The organism is Diaminobutyricimonas sp. LJ205 (assembly GCF_009755725.1).
In the GTDB taxonomy this organism is placed as follows: domain Bacteria; phylum Actinomycetota; class Actinomycetes; order Actinomycetales; family Microbacteriaceae; genus Ruicaihuangia.
In genome coordinates this window covers 1975366-1995693 of sequence record NZ_CP046619.1, presented here as the reverse complement: position 1 = coordinate 1995693, position 20328 = coordinate 1975366, and the positions used below count along the sequence as shown (strand labels likewise).

Annotated in this window: 18 protein-coding genes; 14 read left to right on the top strand and 4 right to left on the bottom strand. The window is 67.8% G+C overall.

The features are described 5' to 3' along the window. From GO591_RS09635 to GO591_RS09585, 11 genes are all read left to right on the top strand, one after another. The gene (locus tag GO591_RS09635) at positions 1–969 is read left to right on the top strand and encodes an AAA family ATPase (protein WP_157156617.1); all 969 of its coding nucleotides are present in this window, start codon (positions 1–3) and stop codon (positions 967–969) included. Next, the gene (locus GO591_RS09630; protein ID WP_157156616.1) at positions 966–2264 is read left to right on the top strand and encodes a DUF58 domain-containing protein; all 1299 of its coding nucleotides are present in this window, start codon (positions 966–968) and stop codon (positions 2262–2264) included. The genes GO591_RS09635 and GO591_RS09630 overlap by 4 nt, the downstream gene beginning before the upstream one ends. Beyond that, positions 2264–4540: a transglutaminase TgpA family protein gene (locus GO591_RS09625; protein WP_198295452.1), complete on the top strand. Its 2277-nt coding sequence runs from the start codon at positions 2264–2266 to the stop codon at positions 4538–4540. The genes GO591_RS09630 and GO591_RS09625 overlap by 1 nt, the downstream gene beginning before the upstream one ends. Positions 4541–4576: 36 nt before the next feature. Further along, positions 4577–5152, top strand: a complete 576-nt coding sequence (locus tag GO591_RS09620; protein ID WP_157156614.1) for an FHA domain-containing protein — start codon at positions 4577–4579, stop codon at positions 5150–5152. 186 nt (positions 5153–5338) lie between these two features. After that, positions 5339–6766, top strand: coding sequence for a 3-isopropylmalate dehydratase large subunit (gene leuC / locus GO591_RS09615; protein ID WP_157156613.1), 1428 nt, complete (start codon positions 5339–5341; stop codon positions 6764–6766). Continuing rightward, complete coding sequence (leuD, locus tag GO591_RS09610) at positions 6766–7362, top strand: 3-isopropylmalate dehydratase small subunit (protein ID WP_157156612.1); 597 nt, start codon at positions 6766–6768, stop codon at positions 7360–7362. The genes leuC and leuD overlap by 1 nt, the downstream gene beginning before the upstream one ends. Continuing rightward, positions 7359–8726: a UDP-N-acetylglucosamine 1-carboxyvinyltransferase gene (murA, locus tag GO591_RS09605; protein ID WP_157156611.1), complete on the top strand. Its 1368-nt coding sequence runs from the start codon at positions 7359–7361 to the stop codon at positions 8724–8726. The genes leuD and murA overlap by 4 nt, the downstream gene beginning before the upstream one ends. 6 nt (positions 8727–8732) lie before the next feature. After that, a complete protein-coding gene (locus GO591_RS09600; RefSeq protein WP_232466124.1) occupies positions 8733–9485 on the top strand; it encodes a lysophospholipid acyltransferase family protein in 753 nt (250 codons plus the stop codon). After that, positions 9478–10545, top strand: coding sequence for an NAD(P)H-dependent glycerol-3-phosphate dehydrogenase (locus GO591_RS09595; protein ID WP_232466123.1), 1068 nt, complete (start codon positions 9478–9480; stop codon positions 10543–10545). Before GO591_RS09600 ends, GO591_RS09595 begins: the two co-directional genes overlap by 8 nt. Further along, positions 10545–11633, top strand: a complete 1089-nt coding sequence (locus GO591_RS09590) for a D-alanine--D-alanine ligase family protein (RefSeq protein WP_157156609.1) — start codon at positions 10545–10547, stop codon at positions 11631–11633. Before GO591_RS09595 ends, GO591_RS09590 begins: the two co-directional genes overlap by 1 nt. 31 nt (positions 11634–11664) lie before the next feature. Further along, on the top strand, positions 11665–12351 hold the full coding sequence (locus tag GO591_RS09585; RefSeq protein WP_157156608.1) for a YdeI/OmpD-associated family protein: 687 nt from the start codon (positions 11665–11667) through the stop codon (positions 12349–12351). Between the two features lie 100 nt (positions 12352–12451). Here GO591_RS09585 and GO591_RS09580 read toward each other — a convergent pair whose 3' ends face one another. Beyond that, a complete protein-coding gene (locus tag GO591_RS09580) occupies positions 12452–14761 on the bottom strand; it encodes a glycoside hydrolase family 3 protein (protein ID WP_198295451.1) in 2310 nt (769 codons plus the stop codon). A 190-nt stretch (positions 14762–14951) separates the two neighbouring features. Here GO591_RS09580 and GO591_RS09575 point away from each other — a divergent pair, with 190 nt between their 5' ends. After that, complete coding sequence (locus GO591_RS09575; RefSeq protein WP_157156607.1) at positions 14952–16742, top strand: DEAD/DEAH box helicase; 1791 nt, start codon at positions 14952–14954, stop codon at positions 16740–16742. Positions 16743–16945: 203 nt separating this feature from the next. On the opposite strand, the gene GO591_RS09570 is transcribed toward GO591_RS09575, so the two are convergent. Then, positions 16946–17437 (bottom strand): DUF3515 family protein, encoded by a 492-nt coding sequence (locus GO591_RS09570; protein WP_232466122.1) that lies wholly within the window; start codon positions 17435–17437, stop codon positions 16946–16948. Between the two features lie 23 nt (positions 17438–17460). On the opposite strand from GO591_RS09570, the gene thiL reads away from it, so the two are divergent. Both thiL and GO591_RS09560 read left to right on the top strand, forming a co-directional pair. Continuing rightward, positions 17461–18444, top strand: coding sequence for a thiamine-phosphate kinase (gene thiL, locus GO591_RS09565; RefSeq protein WP_157156606.1), 984 nt, complete (start codon positions 17461–17463; stop codon positions 18442–18444). Next, entirely contained in the window at positions 18441–18725 is a 285-nt protein-coding gene (locus tag GO591_RS09560; RefSeq protein ID WP_157156605.1) for an ArsR/SmtB family transcription factor, read from the top strand. Before thiL ends, GO591_RS09560 begins: the two co-directional genes overlap by 4 nt. 92 nt (positions 18726–18817) lie before the next feature. On the opposite strand, the gene rsmD is transcribed toward GO591_RS09560, so the two are convergent. Both rsmD and GO591_RS09550 read right to left on the bottom strand, forming a co-directional pair. Continuing rightward, complete coding sequence (gene rsmD, locus GO591_RS09555) at positions 18818–19384, bottom strand: 16S rRNA (guanine(966)-N(2))-methyltransferase RsmD (RefSeq protein WP_157156604.1); 567 nt, start codon at positions 19382–19384, stop codon at positions 18818–18820. Next, a complete protein-coding gene (locus GO591_RS09550; RefSeq protein WP_157156603.1) occupies positions 19381–20322 on the bottom strand; it encodes a DMT family transporter in 942 nt (313 codons plus the stop codon). The genes rsmD and GO591_RS09550 overlap by 4 nt, the downstream gene beginning before the upstream one ends. Between the last annotated feature and the right edge of the window lie 6 nt (positions 20323–20328).

The following is a 20328-nucleotide window of genomic DNA, read 5'->3' as shown; positions in this document are numbered from 1 at the left end:
ATGGCGGTAACGCAGGAGCAGGCGGACTGGTTCACCGACGCGTTCGACAAACTCGTCGGCAACGTCGATCAGGCGATCCTGGGCAAGAAGGACATCATCCGCCTGGTGATCGCCGCGCTGCTCACCGGCGGTCACGTGCTGCTCGAGGATTTCCCTGGCACCGGTAAAACGGTGCTGGCCAAGGCGCTGGCGAACACGCTGCACGGCACCAGTTCCCGGGTGCAGTTCACCCCGGACCTGCTGCCATCGGATGTCACGGGCGTGACCATCTTCGACCAGGGCAAGGGCATCTTCGAGTTCCACAAGGGCCCCATCTTCGCGTCGATCGTCCTGGCCGACGAGATCAACCGGGCGAGCCCGAAAACGCAGTCGGCGCTGCTCGAGGTGATGGAGGAGGGCCGCGTCACGATCGACGGCGTGAGCCACGACGTCGGCGCCCCGTTCATGGTCATCGCCACCCAGAACCCCGTCGAGCAGGCGGGCACCTACTCGCTGCCCGAGGCGCAGCTGGACCGCTTCCTGATCAAGACCTCGCTCGGATACCCCGACCGCGATACATCCATCGCCCTGCTGCTGGACGCGCAGAACCGGTCGCGCGCGTCCGCGGTGACCCCGATCGTCACCGCCGACATGATCCTGACGATGGGGGCGCTGGCCAGCGAGGTGTTCGTCGACCAGTCCGTCATCGAGTACCTCAATGACATCGTTGCGGCCACTCGCGACGACAAGCACGTCGCCCTCGGAGTCAGCATGCGTGGGGCGCTCGCACTCGCCCGCGCGGTGAAGACCTGGGCGATTTCGCAGGGTCGCACCTACGTCACCCCTGATGACGTGCGCGAACTCGCCGTGCCGGTACTTGCGCACCGTCTGATCGTCGACCCGGAATCCGATTTCGCCGGCGTGAAAGCCGAAGAGATCATCTCGCGCATCGTCGTCACAATCGAACCACCCGCTTACCGCGCCGCATGAGCGTCGCCCCACCCAGCACCAAGCGCACCCCGCAAGCGATTTTGGGGCTGCGCTCCGTCGCGCGCTCGGCGACGCACGGGCTGCTGGCCGCCTGGCGCGCGGCGCGCGCTGCCGCCATGCGCGGCTGGACGGCCGCCGCCCCGGTGCTGGGTGTCGTCGGACCGATGGGCTGGTTCGTGCTGCTCACCTTCGCCGCGAGCCTGGCCGCCGGGCTCACCCTCGGCTGGCCGGAACTGACCTACCTGGCCGCCACGTTGCTGGGAGCCATGCTCGTCGCCGCGCTGTTCTTGATCGGCAAGACGAACTACGAGGTGCGGATCGAACTGGAGCCTTCCCGGGTGGTGGTCGGCGAGCGCGCGCTGGGACGGATGCTGGTCACCAACGTGCTCGCGAAGCGGTCGCTGCCGACGCGGATGGAGCTGCCGGTGGGCAAGGGACTCGCCGAGTTCACCATCCCGGCGCTTGCCCCCGGAGCCGACCACGACGAACTGTTCGCGGTGCCGACCAACCGGCGGGCCGTGATCATCGCAGGCCCCGCGGTCACCGTGCGCGGTGACCAACTGGGGTTGCTCCGCCGCGCGGTGCGCTGGACCGAGCCGATCGAGCTGTTCGTGCACCCGGCGACCGCCCGGATCGCGTCGTCCGCGGCCGGTCTCGTGCGCGACCTCGAGGGCGAGACCACGAAGACGATCACCTCGAACGACATCTCCTTCCATGCGCTGCGCCAGTACCAGCCCGGCGACCCGCTGCGGAACGTGCACTGGCGCACCTCAGCGCGCACCGGGCAACTGATGGTTCGCCAGTTCGAGGAGACCCGCCGCAGCCAGCTGCTGATCCTGCTCAGCGCCGAGCGCCGGTTCTTCGCAAGCGACGACGAATTCGAGTTGGCGATCTCGGCGGCAGCATCACTCGGCGTGCAGGTCATCCGCGACGGCAGCCCGGTCAGCGTCATCACCGAGGACCGCTCGCTGCGCACCGGCACCCCGACCGCACTGCTGGACGACACCTGCCGCGTCGAACCCGTCGAGGGCCGCTATGCCACCGCCCGTGAGTTCGCTCGCTTCGCGACCCGCAGGCTCCCCGCGCCCAGCGTGGTGATGCTGGTCACCGGTTCCCAGATGGACATCGCCGACTTCCGAAATGTCGCGACGGTGTTCGGCGAGGACACCAAGCGGATCGTGGTGCGGGCTGAGGTCGGCGCACTTCCGCGCCTACACTCGGTCTCGGACGTCAGCATTGCCACCCTCGGCGCGCTCGACGACCTGCCACGACTGATTCAGCGGGTGCAGCCATGATGAGCCGCATCCAGCCCCGATCCTGGGCGGACCTTGGCGTGCTGGCCGCGCTGTCCCTGCTCGGCATCGTCGGCTTCGAGACCTCGTTCGGGGACTACAACTTCCTCGTCGCCGGCATCGGCGGTCTGCTGGTCGGCACCCTGGCCGCCGTCGCCGCCACGCTGCTTCGCCTCGGCGCGCTCACCGCGGTGCTGCTCGGCATCCTCGCCTATTACCTGGTCGGTACGCCCCTGGTGATGCCATCGCTCGCGCTGTTCGGGGTGCTGCCGAGCCTGCCGTCGCTCACCGGGCTCAGCATCGGCGGGATCTACGGCTGGGCCGACATCCTCACCCTGCACACGCCCGTCGAAGCGCCCTACTACATCGCCGTGCTGCCGTATTTCGCGGCCTGGGCGGTCGCACTCAGCGCCGGCCTGCTCGCGCTGCGCTGGCTCGCCGTGAAACGTTCGGTGTTCCGCTCCAGCGTCCTGCTTGCGTGTCCGGCGCTGCTGTACCTCGCCGGCATCCTGCTGGGCACCGACGAGCCGTATTACGCCATCGTCCGCGGCGTCAGCTTTGCCGCCATCGCGCTGATCTGGGTCGGCTGGAGACGGGTCGTTGCTGAACAGCTGCGGCTGGGCAGCGCGCGCGATCTGACCCGGCGACGGATCACCGGGGTGGCCGCCCTCGTAGGCGGCGCCATCCTGTTCGGCGTCGTCGGCGGCGCGGTGATCGCGCCGGCACCCGAGAACCGGTTCGTGCTGCGCGAACAGGTGGAACCGCCGTTCGATCCCAGGCAGTTCCCGAGCCCGCTCGCCGGGTTCCGCAAGTACACGAAGGACCTCGCCGAGACCGAACTGTTCACCGTCGCCGGGCTGAAACCCGGCCAGCAGATCCGGCTCGCCACGATGGACAGCTACGACGGCCGGCTGTGGAACGTCGCGACCTCGATCGCGGGCGGTGCGGACTCCGGCAGCTTCAGCCTGGTCGGCAGTACCATCCCGGAACCGGAGCTGATCACCACCGAGCACAGCGGCACCCTGGAATTCGAGATCACCGGCTACGAGGACGTCTGGCTGCCGGATGCCGGCTACCCCACGAAGCTCGTCTTCGAAGACGACGCCAGCGCGGCCGAGGCGGACCGGTTCCGGTACAACGCAGCCACCGCGACGGCGGTGCTTACCGGTGGGGTGCGGGAGGGCTACCACTACCGGATGGCCTCCGACTTCCAGGCCATCCCCGATGACGACTCGCTGTCGAACGTGCCCGTGGCCAGCATCGATCTCGCCCCGGTCGACAACGTGCCGGACGTGCTCGTTGCCAAGGCACTCGAGTACGCGGGCGACGCGACCAGCCCGATCGCGCAGCTCCGCGCCGTCGAGCAGTCCCTGCACAACGAAGGGTTCCTCAGCCACGGGCTGGCGTCCGATTCCGTGCCCTCGCGGGCCGGTCACGGCGCCGACCGGATGGCGGAACTGTTCACCCGCCCGTCGATGGTGGGCGACGAAGAGCAGTACGCGTCAGCGTTCGCGCTGATGGCCAGGCACCTGGGCTATCCGGCCCGCGTGGTGATGGGCTTCGCCCCCGAGGTGACCGAGGAACAGGGCAGCGTCACCGTCGTCGGTGAGGATGTCACCGCCTGGGCCGAGGTTGCCTTCGACGGCGTCGGCTGGATCCCGTTCAACCCCACCCCGGAAGAGACCGACGTCCCGCAGGATCAGGTGCCGAAGCCGCAGAACGAGCCGCAGCCACAGGTGCGCCAGCCACCCCGGCTCGACAACGACGAGGAAGACCTGCTCACCAGCGTCGAGATCGACGACAGCAACGAGGAAGACGAGAACGGCGCCTTCGTGCTGCCCGGTTGGGCGTACGCGGTCGCGGCCACCATCCTGATCCCCGCTCTGCTCTACCTGATTCCCTTCGGAATCATTGCCGCGCTGAAGACCCGACGCCGGGTGCGCCGCCGCAAGGATCTCGCCCCGCACAGTGTCGCCGGCGCCTGGGAGGAACTGCTGGACCGGTATGCCGAACTCGGGCTCGAGGTACCCACGCAACGCTCGCGACGCCAGGTGGCCGGCCTCATGCAGGCACAACTGAACGAGCAGCAGCTGGGCGATGCACCGTTGACGGCGCTCGCCGCGCGCGTCGACGCCGACGTCTTCGGCGGCAAGGACGTGCCGCAGGAAACCGTGGACGAACGCTGGCGAGAGGTCGACGCGCTGGCCGCGGGCGCACGCTCGGCCGCCGGGTGGTTCCGCCGCCAGGTGGCGCGGTTCCGGATCCGGCGGTCCCGTTAACATGGACCGTCGGCCGAGACCGCAGGGAGAGGATGCATGAACGACAACCCGTTCCAGATTCCGCCGCCCCCTCCGGGCACACCGACCGTCGTTGCCAAGCCCGCCACGACGGAGCCGAAGCCAGTCCTCGGCATCCCCGCGGTACCGGTCACCCCGACCGTGAGCGGTGACTCGGCGACGCACCGCCTGAGCGGCCTGCCACGGCGGTTGCCGACCGCCCCGCCTGCCGTGCCCGTCGCGCGCCCTGCCATGCAGGCGCCCACTGCACCGCTCGGCACGGTTCCACGAACGTGGCAGTTGTCGTTCGCCGACGGGCAACAGCTGACGCTCAGCGGCGTGCTGCTCATCGGCCGAAACCCCGCGACGCGCGCACCCTGGCCCGCGGCCCGGACGGTCGCGGTAGTCGACCCGCAGAAAACGGTGTCGAAGACCCATGCCGCTTTCGAGCTGACCGCCGATGGTTTTCGGGTGCACGACCTGGACTCCACGAACGGGGTCATCGTGCGCAGCGACCACGGCGAGCAGGTGGTTCCGCCGGGTCATCCGCAGCTCATCCAGACGCGCGCCGAGGTCAGCCTGGGGGAGTTCATCATTCACGTCGCACTCGACTGAAAGCCCGGCAGGAGATGACCACCGGGTGCGGCGTGGCGCCGACCACGCCCCATACGGGTGGTATTCTCGCTTCCATGTTGTTCGGCTTCCTGCTTCTTGGCTGCCGCGACGAGTCCTAGTTCCAGGCCTCCCTCGTCGCGGAGTTCGTCATCGGCTGATCCAACTTCTACCCAAGGAATCCGCTCCATGAATGCAGTCACTGCCCGCCCGCGCACGCTTGCCGAGAAGGTGTGGGACGACCACGTCGTCGTCAAGGGGGAAAACGGCACCCCCGACCTGATCTACATCGACCTGCACCTGATCCACGAGGTCACCAGCCCGCAGGCCTTCGACGGGCTGCGGCTGGCTGACCGTCCGCTGCGCAGGGTCGACCTCACCATCGGCACCGAGGACCACAACACCCCCACGCTGAACATCGACCGGCCCATCGCCGACCCGACCAGCCGCATCCAGATTGAGACACTGCGCAAGAACGCCGAGGAGTTCGGCGTTCGCCTGCACTCACTCGGCGACAAAGAGCAGGGCATCGTGCACGTGGTCGGCCCGCAACTGGGACTGACCATGCCCGGCATCACGGTGGTCTGCGGCGACTCGCACACCAGCACCCACGGAGCCTTTGGCGCGATGGCGTTCGGCATCGGCACCAGCGAGGTCGAGCACGTGATGGCGACGCAGACGCTGCCGCTCAAGCCGTTCAAGACCATGGCGATCAACGTTGAAGGCACGCTGCGTCCCGGGGTCACCGCGAAGGACATAATTCTCGCCGTGATCGCGAAGATCGGCACCGGCGGCGGGCAGGGCTACGTGCTCGAATACCGCGGCAGCGCCATCCGCTCGCTCTCGATGGAGGGCCGGATGACGATCTGCAACATGTCGATCGAGGCGGGCGCGCGCGCCGGCATGGTGGCCCCGGACGACACCACGTTCGAGTACCTCAAGGGCCGCCAGCACGCTCCCGAGGGTGCGGACTGGGATGCCGCGCTCGAGTACTGGAAGACACTGCCCACCGACGAGGGTGCCGAGTTCGACGCCGAGGTGTTCATCGACGCCAACGAGCTGGAGCCGTTCGTCACCTGGGGAACCAACCCGGGCCAGGGCGTGTCGCTGAGCGACACCGTGCCGAACCCCGATGACTTCACCGACCCCAACGACCGCGCGGCGGCCGAACGAGCGCTCGAGTACATGGATCTCGCCGCGGGCACCCCGCTCAAGGAGATCAAGGTCGACGCCGTGTTCATGGGCTCCTGCACCAACAGCCGCATCGAAGACCTGCGCGCGTTCGCGTCGGTCATCCAGGGCAAGAAGAAGGCCGACGGCGTTCGCGTGATGGTGGTGCCCGGATCCGCCCGCGTGCGCCTGGAAGCCGAGGCCGAGGGCCTGGACAAGATCATCACCGACTTCGGTGCGGAATGGCGGTTCGCGGGCTGCTCGATGTGCCTCGGCATGAACCCTGACCAACTGGCTCCGGGGGAGCGCTGCGCTTCGACCTCGAACCGCAACTTCGAAGGCCGTCAGGGCAAGGGCGGACGCACCCACCTGGTCTCGCCGTTGGTCGCCGCGGCGACCGCAGTACGGGGTACGCTATCGAGCCCGTGGGATCTGGAGGGTAACTAATGGAGAAGATCACCCGCGTCACCGGCGTGGCGGCACCGTTGAAACGGTCGAACGTCGACACCGACCAGATCATCCCCGCCGTCTATCTGAAGCGCGTCACCAAGACCGGCTTCGAAGACGCACTGTTCGCCGCCTGGCGCCAGGACCCCAACTTCGTGCTCAACCAGGAGCCGTACCAGGGTGCCCGGATCCTGGTCGCGGGCCCCGACTTCGGCACCGGTTCCAGCCGCGAGCACGCCGTCTGGGCGCTGCGCGATTTCGGATTCCGTGCCGTGCTGAGTCCCCGTTTCGGCGACATCTTCCGGGGGAACTCGGGTAAGCAGGGACTGCTGACCGGCACCATCACCGAGGCGGAGACCGAGCAGCTCTGGCAGCTCATCGAAGCCCAGCCAGGTCTGGAGGTGACCGTCGACCTCGAGTCCAAACTGGTCACCGCAGGCGACTATCAGGTGAGCTTCGACATCGACGATTACACTCGTTGGCGGCTCCTCGAAGGTCTCGACGATATAGCCCTAACACTGCGCAATGAGGCACAGATAACAGAATTCGAAGCCCGCCGCGAAAGCTGGCGGCCCAAGACATTGCCGGTGAAATGAGCTCTCTAGTAACAGACGCCCAAAAAGCAGGCGAGCGCGTTGGACTGAAGTCCGACAAGATCGTCATCAGGGGCGGCAAGCCGCTCAACGGGCGCATCCGCGTCCGCGGAGCCAAGAACCTGGTCACCAAGGCCATGGTCGCGTCCCTGCTGGGTAACAGCCCGAGCGTGCTGACCGACGTTCCCGAGATCAGCGATGTCGAGGTCGTGCGCGGCCTGCTCGAAGTACATGGCGTGGTCATCGAGCAGCCGGCTCCCGGTGAGCTCCGCCTGGATCCCGCTGGTGTGAAGAGCGCGCACTTCGCCGCGATCAACGCGCATGCCGGCTCCAGCCGCATCCCGATCCTGTTCTGTGGACCGCTCCTGCACCAGCTCGGTGAGGCGTTCATCCCCGACCTCGGCGGCTGCCGGATCGGCGACCGGCCGATCGACTTCCATCTGGACGCCCTGCGTGCGTTCGGCGCGATCGTCGACAAGCAGCCGGATGGCATCCACCTCACCGCACCGAACGGTCTCAAGGGCGCCGCGATCGAGCTGCCGTACCCCAGCGTCGGCGCGACCGAGCAGGTGCTGCTCTCGGCGGTGCTCGCCGACGGTGTCACCGAGCTGAAGAACGCCGCGATTGAGCCCGAGATCACCGACCTGATCATGATCCTGCAGAAGATGGGCGCGATCATCTCGGTCGAGCCCAACCGGGTCATTTTCATCGAGGGCGTCGACTCGCTGCGCGGCTACGAGCACAAGGCGATCTTCGACCGCAACGAGGCCGCCAGCTGGGCATCCGCGGCCCTCGCCACCGAGGGCGACATCTTCGTCGAGGGTGCCAAGCAGCACGAGCTGATGACCTTCCTCAACATCTACCGCAAGGTCGGTGGCGAGTTCGACGTGCTCGAGGACGGCATCCGCTTCTACCACCCGAACGTCCCGCTGAAGCCGGTGGTCGTCGAGACCGACGTGCACCCCGGCTTCATGACCGACTGGCAGCAGCCGCTCGTGGTCGCACTGACCAAAGCCGAGGGTGTGTCGGTCGTGCATGAGACCGTGTACGAGAACCGGTTCGGCTTCACCGAGGCACTCATCGAGATGGGTGCCGACATCGTCGTACACAAGGACGGGCTGCAGAACGTCACCCGTCGCGTGCCGCGCCGTCCGCTCGAGCAGGCCGCGGTGATCACCGGGCCGACCAAGCTCACCGGCGCCAACGTGCGCGTCCCCGATCTGCGTGGAGGATTCAGCCACCTGATCGCCGCGCTCAGCGCCGACGGCCAGTCCACGATCAGCAACGTCGGCATCATCAGCCGCGGCTACGAGCACTTCATTGAGAAGCTGCGGGCGCTTGGGGCCGACTTCGACTACGAAGGGTAACCGGGGGTGGCAAAACTCCCGAAGCTGAAGTCCGAGAAGAGCTTCATCTGGTACGTGCTTGCCGTTTTGGTGCTGCCGCTGATGAACTGGCTGGCACGGTACGACATCGTTGACCAGCACAAGATGCCCCGCACCGGTGCCTTTGTGCTCGCACCGAACCACTATTCCGAGATCGACCCCGTCGTGATGGGCATCGCGGTGTGGAACAGCGGCCGAGTGCCACGGTTCATGGCCAAGGCCTCGCTGTTCAAGATCCCCGTCGTGCGGTCGTTGCTCAAGGCATCCGGCCAGATCCCGGTCGAACGCGCCGGCAGCGTGCGCTCCAGCGATCCGATGGCGGCCGCCCGCCAACTGGTCGACAAGGAACTCGCGGTGATCATCTACCCCGAGGGCACGCTCACCCGCGACCCCGAGCTGTGGCCGATGCGCGGCAAGACCGGTGCGGTGCGGATGGCGCTGGAGGCTGGCATCCCGCTGATCCCCGCCGCGCACTGGGGCACCCAGCACCTCATGGCCAGGTACGGCAAGAAGATCAGCTTCTGGCCGCCGCGCAAGCGGATCCGGATCAAGTTCGGCGACCCGGTCGACCTGTCCGCGTTCGAGGGCCGCCCGCTGGACTCGCAGACACTGTCGGCGGCGACCACGGTGCTGATGAACGAGATCACGAAGCTGCTCGAAGACCTGCGCGGCGAGGATGCCCCGGCCGAACGGTGGGACCCGTCGAAGAACAACCAGAAGGAGACTGGTCGATTTGAGTGATGCCCTCGCCGACGGACCGCTGAACACCGAAGCGCTCACCCAGATCACCGTCTCTGCCGACCGTCGCAAGATCGCGGTGCTCGGCGCGGGCAGCTGGGGCACCACCTTCGCCAAGGTGCTCGCCGAGGGCGGCTCTGACGTCACTCTCTGGGCGCGGCGCCCGGAACTGGCGCGGGAGATCACCGAGACCCACCGCAACTCGGACTACCTGCCGGGCATCAACCTGCCGCTGAAGCTGGTCAGCGACTCGCGGATCGAGCGGGTGCTCGCCGACGCGGAGCAGGTGTACCTGTCCGTGCCGAGCCAGACGCTGCGCGAGAACCTCAAGGCCATTCGCGACATCATGCCGCGGGGTGTTCCCGTCGTGAGCCTGATGAAGGGCGTGGAGAAGGGCACCGGCAACCGGATGAGCGAGATCATCCGGCAGGAACTCGACATCGACCCCGGACTCGTCGCGGTCGCCTCCGGCCCGAATCTGGCTCTGGAGATCGCCCGCCGGCAGCCCACTGCGGCGGTCGTGGCATCCGACAGCCCGGACACCGCCGCTCTCGTCGCCGCCACGGCGACCAACCCGTACTTCCGCTGTTTCGTCAATAACGACGTGATCGGCACCGAATTTGGCGGCGTCCTGAAGAACCTGATCGCGGTCGCCATCGGCATCGTCGACGGTGTCGGTTACGGCGAGAACACCAAAGCGTCGATCATCACCCGTGGGCTGGTCGAAATGACCGACTTCGCCGTCGCGTTCGGAGCGTCAGCCAGCACACTGTCGGGGCTTGCCGGGCTCGGTGACCTGATCGCCACGTGCGAGTCACCGCTGTCGCGCAACAACACCGCCGGCCGACTGCTCGGCCAGGGATACGCGTTCGCCGACGTGGTCAAGCAGATGAACCAGACCGCGGAGGGCCTGGCCTCGGTGGCGCCGATCCTCGAGCTGGCCCGGTCGAAGGGCGTCGAGATGCCCATCGTCAGCCAGGTCGAGCAGGTGCTCGCCGGTACGCTGGCCCCGCGCAACCTCGCACCGCATCTCACCGACACCGACGAGCCTCAGGGGGAGTAATGGCGAAGACCACCGTTGCCCTGCTGTTCGGCGGACGCTCCTCGGAGCATTCGATCAGTTGCGCCACCGCCGGCGGCGTGCTCGAGGCGATCGACCGGGAGAAATACGACGTCATCCCGATCGGGATCACCCGCGAAGGTGCCTTCACGCTGCAACCGGATGACGCGTCGCTGTTCCAGCTGAAGACCGAACTGCCCGTGGTCGTCGACAACGGCACCCGCGTGCAGTGGCCGACGTCCACCCTGTCGCGGGAGCTGACGGTAACGGATGCCACCGGCGCTGTGTCCTCGCTCGGAGAGGTCGACGTGGCGTTCCCGATCCTGCACGGCCCGTTCGGTGAGGACGGCACCGTGCAGGGGCTGCTCGAGCTCGTCGGGATCCCGTACGTGGGCGCCGGCATCCTCGCCTCCGCCGCGGGCATGGACAAGCACTTCACGAAGAGCCTGCTGCAGCACTCCGGCATCGCCGTTGCACCGTGGAAGACCATCACCCCGCGTGACTGGGAAGGTGACCGGGAGGCCGTCGAGGCCGCCGCCGACGCGCTCGGCTGGCCGGTGTTCGTCAAGCCCGCGCGCGCCGGCTCCAGTGTCGGCGTCACCCGGGTGACCTCGCGCGAGGGGCTCGCCGACGCCATAGCGATCGCGTTCGCTGAAGACTCCCGGGTGCTGATCGAGCAGGCACTGGTCGGCCGTGAGGTCGAGTGCGGTGTGCTCGGGGGGCGCGACGGCCAGGCGCCGCGCGTGTCGGTAGCAGGCGAGATCGTGGTCAGCGGACGGGAGTTCTACGACTTCGAGGCGAAGTACCTGGACGCTCCTGGCATCGACCTGGTCTGCCCGGCCGCCTTGAGTGAGGACGAACTGGCCGAGATGCAGGGCCTCGCGGCCCGCGCGTTCGATGCGATCGGCGGGGCGGGACTTGCCCGCGTGGACTTCTTCCTCACCGCCGACGGCTTCGTGATCAACGAAGTGAACACGATGCCGGGCTTCACCCCGATCTCGATGTTCCCGAAGTGCTGGATGGCGTCTGGACTCAGCTACCCCGAACTGATCGACGAGCTGATCATCCTGGGCCGGGAAACCGTCCGCTAATCCCGTCGGTGGCTGCTGGCAGACTCGTGCCATGACCGCGACGTTCGGCACCCCGGGCGGCACGCCCGAACGGCCTGCCCTGTTCTTCTCGGGTCCGGAGGAGTTCCGCGGCTGGCTCGAGGCCAACCATGCCACCGAGACCGAGTTGTGGATGGGCCTGTACAAGAAGCACGTGCCCGACCGCGGACTCACTTGGGAGGCCGCCGTTCCCGAGGCGTTGTGCTTCGGCTGGATCGACTCGGTGAGCCAGCGCATCGACGACGATGCTCGTCGTCAACGCTGGACTCCACGCAAGCCCTCGAGCATCTGGTCGAGCGTGAATATCGCCCTCGTCGAGCGGCTCACCGCTGAGGGGCGCATGCACCAGGCGGGCCTCGCTGCCTTCGAGAGGCGGCGTGAAGACAAATCCGGCGTGTACTCGCACGAGAACCCCCTTCAGGAGTTGCCGCCCGAGGCCGCGGCACGGATGACAGCGGATGCCGCGGCATCCGCGTTCTGGCAGGCGGCCACCGCCACCTACCGGCGCCAGGTCACGCACTGGGTGCTGTCCGCCAAGCAGGAGGCCACCCGCGAGCGACGGCTCACGCAGCTCATCGAAGACAGCGCGGCGGGCCGGCTGGTGACTCCTATGCGTTTCGGCGAAACACCCAAGTGGGTAACACGGGCCGCGGAGGCGGCACGGGCGGCGGCATCCGGCTCCAATTCGGGGCGCGACTGAGGGACCGTGCTCTTGAGGGACCGTGCTCTTGTGAACCGGTGGCAACGCGAAACGGCGGGCCACGTCAGGTGGCCCGCCGTCTCATTGCGGAGAAGGGTGGTTACTCCTTGTAGCTCAGGCCGAACCCGTACCGGAACAGCGCGCCGTCATCGGTCTCGTCATAGCCCGGTGTGTCGCTGTTCTGCTGGAGGATCGCCTCAGGCGTTCCGGCCAACGCGAACGGCATGCGGCCCTGCGGGTTGAACTCGCCGGAGACGATGTCCATCAGCGCCGCGGTGCTGTTGCCGAAGTTGGCGAGGATCGCACCGGCGTCGCGCAGGCCGCTGGCCTCGTCGATAACCCACGGCTGGCGGAAGTAGATGTCGAGAACGACGTTCTCGGCGCCGACCTCAGCCATCACCTGCTGCACCTTGTCGAGGGACGGGGTGACCTCCCACGACTCGGCGTCCGCCATGCCGGTGAAGTCGAGGATGCTCGACTCCCACGGGAAGGAGCCACCGAAGCGCAGCCCGTTGTCGGTGCAGGCACCGCCGGTGTGGACACACGCATCCGCCGCGCCGTACGGGCTCTGCCCGTCGAGGCCGGCGTAGCCCTCGATGACGCTCGGGTTGATGTGCTCGGGGTTGAGCCCCGTGGCTGGGCTGTTGCTGACGTAGGTGCCGGTGTTCACGTTCCGCCCGGTCATCGAGATCAGCGCGACGTCGGCATCTGCTGCGGTGCGCAGCTCAGCCGGGTCGTTGCCATTGATGACGTCGTAGCCGGCGGCCGCAACCTGCGCGGCGTCGACGTTGCCGAGCACGTATACGGTCTCGCCGCCATCCAGCGGAAGGACCGAGTCGCCGTCGATCTCCTGGTTCTGCAGCAACACCGTGGACTTGCGCTGCATGTCCACGGCCGCCGCACGGTTCTCGTCGCTGCCGACCGTGGCCGTGGCGACCGCGGGGTCGACGTACGGGTCCTCGAACAGGCCCAACTCGAACATCGGCGCGAGCAGCCGCTCGGCAGCGAGGGTCACGCGGTCCTCGGTCACGAGCCCGGCGTCGACCAGGTCAATGATCGTCGCCACGTCGTGGAAGCCGGAGAGGGTGTCGGTGCCACCGTTGATGGCCGCCGCCACGCGCTCGGGGACGGTCGCGTCCTCAAGCCCCCAGGCCCGGTCGTTGATGATGCCGGTGTCGGAGTTGACGTACCCCTTGAAGCCCATCTGGTCGCGCAGCAGTCCGTTCACGATCTGGTCGGAGAACGCCATGCCGACTTCGTCGTAGTCCACGCCCTCGTAGGTGACATCCACCGGGACGCCGTAGTACGGCATGATCGAGGCCACACCCGCGTCGATGGCCGCCTGGAAGGGCTTGAGGTGGTAGCCGAAGGCGTCCCCGGGGTAGACCTGCGCCTTGCCGAAGGCGTAGTGCGGGTCAAGGCCGAGTTCCTGCGGGCCACCGCCCGGGAAGTGCTTCATGGTCAGCGCGACCGACGTGTCCGGGCTCAGCGAGTTGCCGTCCTTGCCGATCGGGCCCTGGAGGGTCTGGACGAGTTCGCCCATGATGTTCGCACCCAGGTCGGCGTCCTCGGTGAACGTCTCATGTGTGCGGTACCAGCGCGGCTCGGTCGACAGGTCGGCCATGTAGCCGTACATACCGCGCAGGCCGATGGAGGCCCACTCCTCACCCATGACCTCGGCGAATTCCTCGATGACTGACATGTCGCCGTCGGTCGCCTCACCGGTTGCCTTGGCCTGCACGCCGAGCGCGGCAGCGGCGAGGCCAGCCTCCTTCGGGAATGCCGAGAAGGCGCCCGGAGCCTCGTTGATGCCGACCCTGGCCTGAGCGTCGATGTGGTTACGTGCGTTGGACTTGTACAACACCGGAATGCCGAGACGGGTGGCCTCGCTCAGTTCCTGGATGCTGTTGGTGAAGTTGGCGGCCTCGGCCGGCGTGATGCTGGGCGTTCCCGAGCAACTGGCCTTATCTGCGCTGGTCACGACGTTGCGGAAGATGAAGCGGTGCATCTGCTGGTTGGCGATGTAGTCGTGTGCGAGGGCGGGAACCGTGCCTCGCACACCGCTCGGCGAACAGGCCGCATTCACCGTATCGATGAGCATGAGCCCGGCCTTCTCCTCGAGCGTCATCTGCCCCACCAGATCGGCGACTCGAGTCTCGACCGGCTTCCGCCAGTCCTCGTAGACATCGAGCTTGCCATTGGCGTTCAGATCTTTGAACTGGCGTCCCTTGACCGTGATGATCTGCTTGGCACGGGTCTCCAGCACCGCCGGCTTCCCGTGATTGCCTTCATTCGTGGTCGGGGGAGCAGCGGCGACGGCGCCGGCGCCCATGATAAACGTCAGCGGCAGTGCGACGGCGAGGCCAATCAGGCCCCGCCGTCGCCTTGCACGCGAATCTGCTCTGGTCATCACAGTTCTCCTTTGAACAACCGACACTCGGGACATACCCGTGCTGGGTTCAGTCTCGGGAGTCCGGTTCGGTGTGAATAGCTGTTGCCATCTGTTGCACCCGTTCGGGGGGTACGTTCAGGATCTGCGGCCCGATGTGGCCGAGTACTCCGTGACAGAACGACGACCCAGACCGACTACCGTTAGAGCCATGACGCCCACTGAAACAACGGCGCAGAACGAGGCAGATTCTGCCACCGAAGCGAAGACCTTCTCCGACCTGGGCCTCAGCGATGCAGTGCTGAAGGCCATCCGCGACATCGGATACGAAATCCCATCCGCCATTCAGGCGGCCACCATCCCTACACTCCTTGCGGGCCGCGATGTCGTCGGCCTTGCCCAGACCGGCACCGGCAAGACCGCCGCGTTCGCCTTGCCGATCCTGTCCCGCCTCGACGTGTCGCAGAAGAAGCCGCAGGCTCTCGTGCTCTCGCCGACCCGGGAGCTGGCGCTGCAGGTCAGTGAGGCCTTCGAGTCGTATGCGGCTCACATGCGTGGCGTGCACCTGCTGCCGGTGTACGGCGGGCAGGCCTACGGAGTGCAATTGTCGGCACTGCGGCGCGGCGTTCACGTCGTGGTCGGCACGCCCGGCCGCATCATGGACCACCTCGCTAAGGGCACCCTCGACCTGTCCGAGCTCAAGTACCTGGTGCTCGACGAGGCCGACGAGATGCTGAAGATGGGCTTCGCCGAGGACGTCGAGACCATCCTCGCCGACACCCCGGACGACAAGCAGGTGGCCCTATTCTCGGCGACCATGCCGGCGCAGATTCGACGGATCTCGAAGCAGTACCTGAAGGATCCCGAAGAAATCACGGTCAAGGCCAAGACCACGACATCCGCGAACACCACCCAGCGTTACCTCATGGTGGGGTACCCGCAGAAGGTTGACGCTCTCACCCGCATCCTCGAGGTGGAGAACTTCGAGGGCATGATCGTGTTCGTCCGCACCAAGAACGAGACCGAGACCCTCGCCGAGAAGCTGCGGGCGCGCGGCTATTCCGCGGCGGCGATCAGCGGCGACGTGGCCCAGGTGCAGCGTGAACGCACCGTCAACCAGTTGAAGACCGGCAAGCTCGACATCCTGGTCGCCACGGATGTCGCGGCGCGCGGCCTCGACGTCGACCGGATCAGTCACGTGGTCAACTACGACATCCCGATCGACACCGAGTCCTACGTGCACCGGATCGGCCGGACCGGTCGAGCGGGGCGCAGCGGTGCCGCGATCAGCTTCGTCACTCCACGCGAGCGCCGTCTGCTCGTTGCGATCGAGAAGGCGACCAGGCAGCCGCTGACGCAGATGCACTTGCCGACCGTGGAAGACGTGAACGTCACCCGCCTGGCTCGCTTCGACGACGCGATCACCGAAGCGCTGAGCCAGGAAGATCGAATCGCCGGGTTCCGCGACATCATCGGGCATTACGTGGAGCACCACGACGTGCCCGAGGCAGATGTCGCTGCGGCGCTCGCGGTCGTTGCCCAGGGTGACACTCCGCTTTTGCTCTCCGCGGAAGATGAGCGGGCCCAGCGGTACGACCGGGATGACCGCGCCGAGCGAGGCGCTCGCGGCGACCGGCCGGAACGTGGCGACCGCGGTGATCGCGGTGATCGCGGTGATCGCCCCGAGCGGCGTCCGCGCTCGACCAAGCCGATGGCGGCCTACCGGATCGAGGTGGGCAAGCGGCAGCGCGTTGAGCCCAGGCAGATCGTCGGGGCGCTCGCGAACGAGGGTGGTCTCAGCCGGGACGACTTCGGTGCCATTCAGATCCGCCCGGACTTCTCGATCGTCGAACTGCCGGCCGACCTGTCGGGCGACGTGCTCGACAAGCTGCAGGACACTCGCATCAGCGGCAAGCTCATCGAGATCCGACCGGATCGTCGCGGTGGCGCCCGGTCCGACGACCGCGGCGACCGTCCTGCCCGGAAGCCCCGCCGCAGCTAGCGCGCGGATGGTGGCGGCGTGCCGCTAGCGAAACGGCTTCGCGCGAGCGAACTTTCACGCGCGCGAGGCCGATTAGCTAGCGCCCGAACGTGGCGGTACCCAATCAGAGATTGGGGCGTTGCCCGGCGCTAGTGAATCGGCTTAGCGCGCGCGAAACTTCGCGCGCGCGGCCGGAACGCTAGCGCCACGAGAGTGGGACCAGCTCAGCCGGTCGGCGCCTGAGTCGGGTCGATCACGTCGAGCCGGGACAGGCAGGTGCGGGTCTGCTCGATCGTGCGCACCGCCGACGTCAGGTCAGCCAGCGCCGGCCCGCCCGAGACCGCGGCGGGGTCGATGCCGACCGTGATCGCCGGGTCACGGCCGTAGGTCGTGAACAGCGTGAGCTCGTCATTGGAGGCATCCCGCAGCCAGTCGATGCCGTCGATCTCGATGCAGTCCATCTCGCTCGGACCGGGCACCGGCACCCCGCACGTCAGCAGCACGCCGGTGGGGTCGCCCCACGCGGCCGTGGCCTGCGCGTCCGTCTCGCGGCTCTCCAGCCCGGCGACGGAGTCAGGCAGCCGCACGATCACCGACGCGCAGTCCGGGTTCTCGGCATCCGGCGCTGCCTCCATGACCACGGCGGGAGCGCAACCGGCTAGTCCAACCGCAAGTGGCAGAGCCAGAATGGCAACGAGCAGGCGCGGGGACTTCACCAGTTCAGGCTACCGTTTGAGGCATGGTCATTCCTGACACCCTGGGTTCCGTCGGCGAACTGGGCGCCCTCGCGCGACTGTTCCCGCGGCTGCCGAAAGCCGACGCCGAACTGCTTGGACCCGGAGATGACTGCGCAGTGATCGCCGCGCCCGATGGACGTTTCGTGGTCACCACCGACATGATGATCCACGGTCCCGACTTCCGGCTCGCCTGGTCGACACCGCACGACCTGGGTTGGAAGGCGGCGGCGTCCAATCTGTCGGATGTCGCGGCCATGGGTGCTACGCCCACCGCACTGGTCGTGGCCATCGCCGCTCCCGCCGACCTGCCGGTCGCCACCCTCGAGGGCATCGCCGACGGATTCCGTGACGCCTGCGCCGCGCTGGCTCCGGGCTGCGGCGTGGTCGGCGGCGACCTGTCGGTGTCGCAGACGTTGACCATCGCGGTCACCGCGTTTGGGGACCTTCAGGGGCGCCCGCCGGTGTTGCGCTCCGGCGCGAGGCCGGGTGACACCGTCGCGGTGGCGGGCGAACTCGGGCTGGCCGGCCGTGGCTTGGCGCTGCTGTTCGCCGAAGCAACAGACTCCGACGGCGTGCCCGAACGATCGGCCGCCGATGAACTGCGACTCCGCGAGCCCGAGCTGCTCGGCGCCCAACTCACGCCGCGTCCGCCCCTTCGGGCCGGAGTCGCCGCCGCCGAGGCCGGCGCCACCGCCATGCTCGATGTCAGCGACGGGCTCGCCATTGACGCCCGCCGGCTGATCCGCGCCAGCGGCGTCGGCTTCGACCTGTCCGCCGACGCGCTCGGCGAAGACCCGCTGGCCGCCCTGGAGGGCGGCGAGGATCACGCCCTGCTGGCCACCTTCCCCGCCGAGGTGGCACTGCCGGACGGTTTCCGGGCGATCGGCCGGGTCGTCACCGGCGACGCGCTCCTGGTCGAGGGTGAACTCTGGACCAGGCCGTCCGGCTGGGACCCGTACGTCGGCTGGAACGGAGGCCGCGGATGACCGGGCAGGCCAAACGCCGTGACATCTTCACGGCGGTCGGTGACGCCAACCGCCGCCGCATCATCGAACTCCTCGCCGAACGAGAGCGCACCGTGGGCGAGCTCGCGGCCGAGCTCGGCATCGCCCAACCCTCGGTCAGCCAGCACGTCACCCTGCTCCGCGAAGTCGGGCTGGTGGCATCCGAACGCCGCGGCACGGCCAGTGTGCTGACCCTCACCGCGGGACCGCTGCAGGATGTCGCCGCCTGGTGCCTCGCGCAGGGCGAGCCCGCCGCGGGCTGACCCGCGCTAGCGAATCGGCCTCGCGCTAGCGATGTTTCGCTAGCGCGATCCTGTAGCGCGATTCTGTAGCGCACGGAGGCAAGGAGGAGGGACTACCCGGCGCTCAGCCAGTACAGCGCCGTGTCGCCGTAGTCCTTGCGACGGTCGAGCACGAGCCCGTCGGGCCACGCGGGTTCAGGGTCGCGGCTACTGCGCTCCAGCATGACGATCGCTTCGTCGTCCAGCCGCGGCACCAGTACCTCGAGCATGTGCACGAGGGCGACGTTCGACAGGTCGTAGGGCGGGTCGATCAACACGACATCCCAGGTGCGTTCCGACCCGGACAGAAAGGCGTGCACGGGCGACCCGCTGACCTCGATGGTGAGCGTCGCCGCCTTCGGCGCCTGCTTCTGGATCAGAGCCGCGTTCCGGCGACAGATCTGCGCGGCACCGAAACTGCGCTCGACCAGCGTCACGTGCCGGGCGCCGCGGGACGCGGCTTCCAGACCGAGCGCGCCCGAGCCCGCGTACAGGTCGAGCACCCGCGCCCCCTCGAGCACCTCCCGGGCCTGCAGCGCGCTGAAGATCGCCTCACGCACACGGTCACTGGTCGGGCGGGTGCCCGACGGTGGCACCGCGAGCGAGAGCGATCCGGCGAAGCCGGCGATGATGCGGGTCATGACCTCGAGCGTATCCGTGAGCGGCGCACGCGACGGCGGGACCCCGGCACCCCTCTGCGCGCGCGCCGGACAGTCCGTTTCCGCGGTCGAGCGGAGGTCAGCACAACCCCGCCGACGACCAGGATGCCGCCGAGGATCTGCGCCGCCGAGATGGTGCCGCCGATCGCCAACGTGATGAGCGCCGTGAACACCACCATCAGGTTGAGGTAGATGCCTGCCTTGGCTGGCGGCACGGTGCGCAGCGCCGCGTTCCAGAACACGTAGGCCAGCACGGACGCGAACAGGGCGATGTACAGCAGCGCCAGCATCGTCGGTGTGTCCGTCGGCAGCGCGACGCCACTGCTGATCGCGAACGGCGCCAGGCCGACCGTCGTGAACAGCGCCTGCAGCGCCGTCGCGGTGATCGGCGGCACCCCGGTCAGGAACCGGCCGAGGAAGGTGTACGCGCTCCACACCACGATGGCCGCAACCATCAGCGCATCGCCCTGGTTCGGCGGCTGGGTGAACACGTCACCGATCCGGCCGTCGGTGACCACGACCACCACGCCGACCAGGCCGATGATGATTCCGACGATCCCGTTCCAGCGGATGCGCTGCCGGAACACGACGACCGCGATGATCACGATCAGCGCCGGGTTCACCGCGTTGATCAGCGACGCATTGAGCGCACTGGTGTGCTCCAGCGCCGTGTACAGCAGCCACGGGAAGCCCGCCATCCCGAGCGCGGACAGCAGCACCAGCAGCGGCCACTGCGCGAGCGACCGCTTCCAGTTCGGCTTCTCAATCACCTGGGCGAGCGCCAGCAGTGGAAGCACCGCAATCGCCCAGCGCAGCCAGGTCAGGTGAAGCGGGGAGACGGATGCCACCGCCCCAGCACCGGCAACGAAATTGCCGGCCCAGAACAAGGTAGCCAGCGCAAGGAACAGGATCGACTTCAAGCCTCC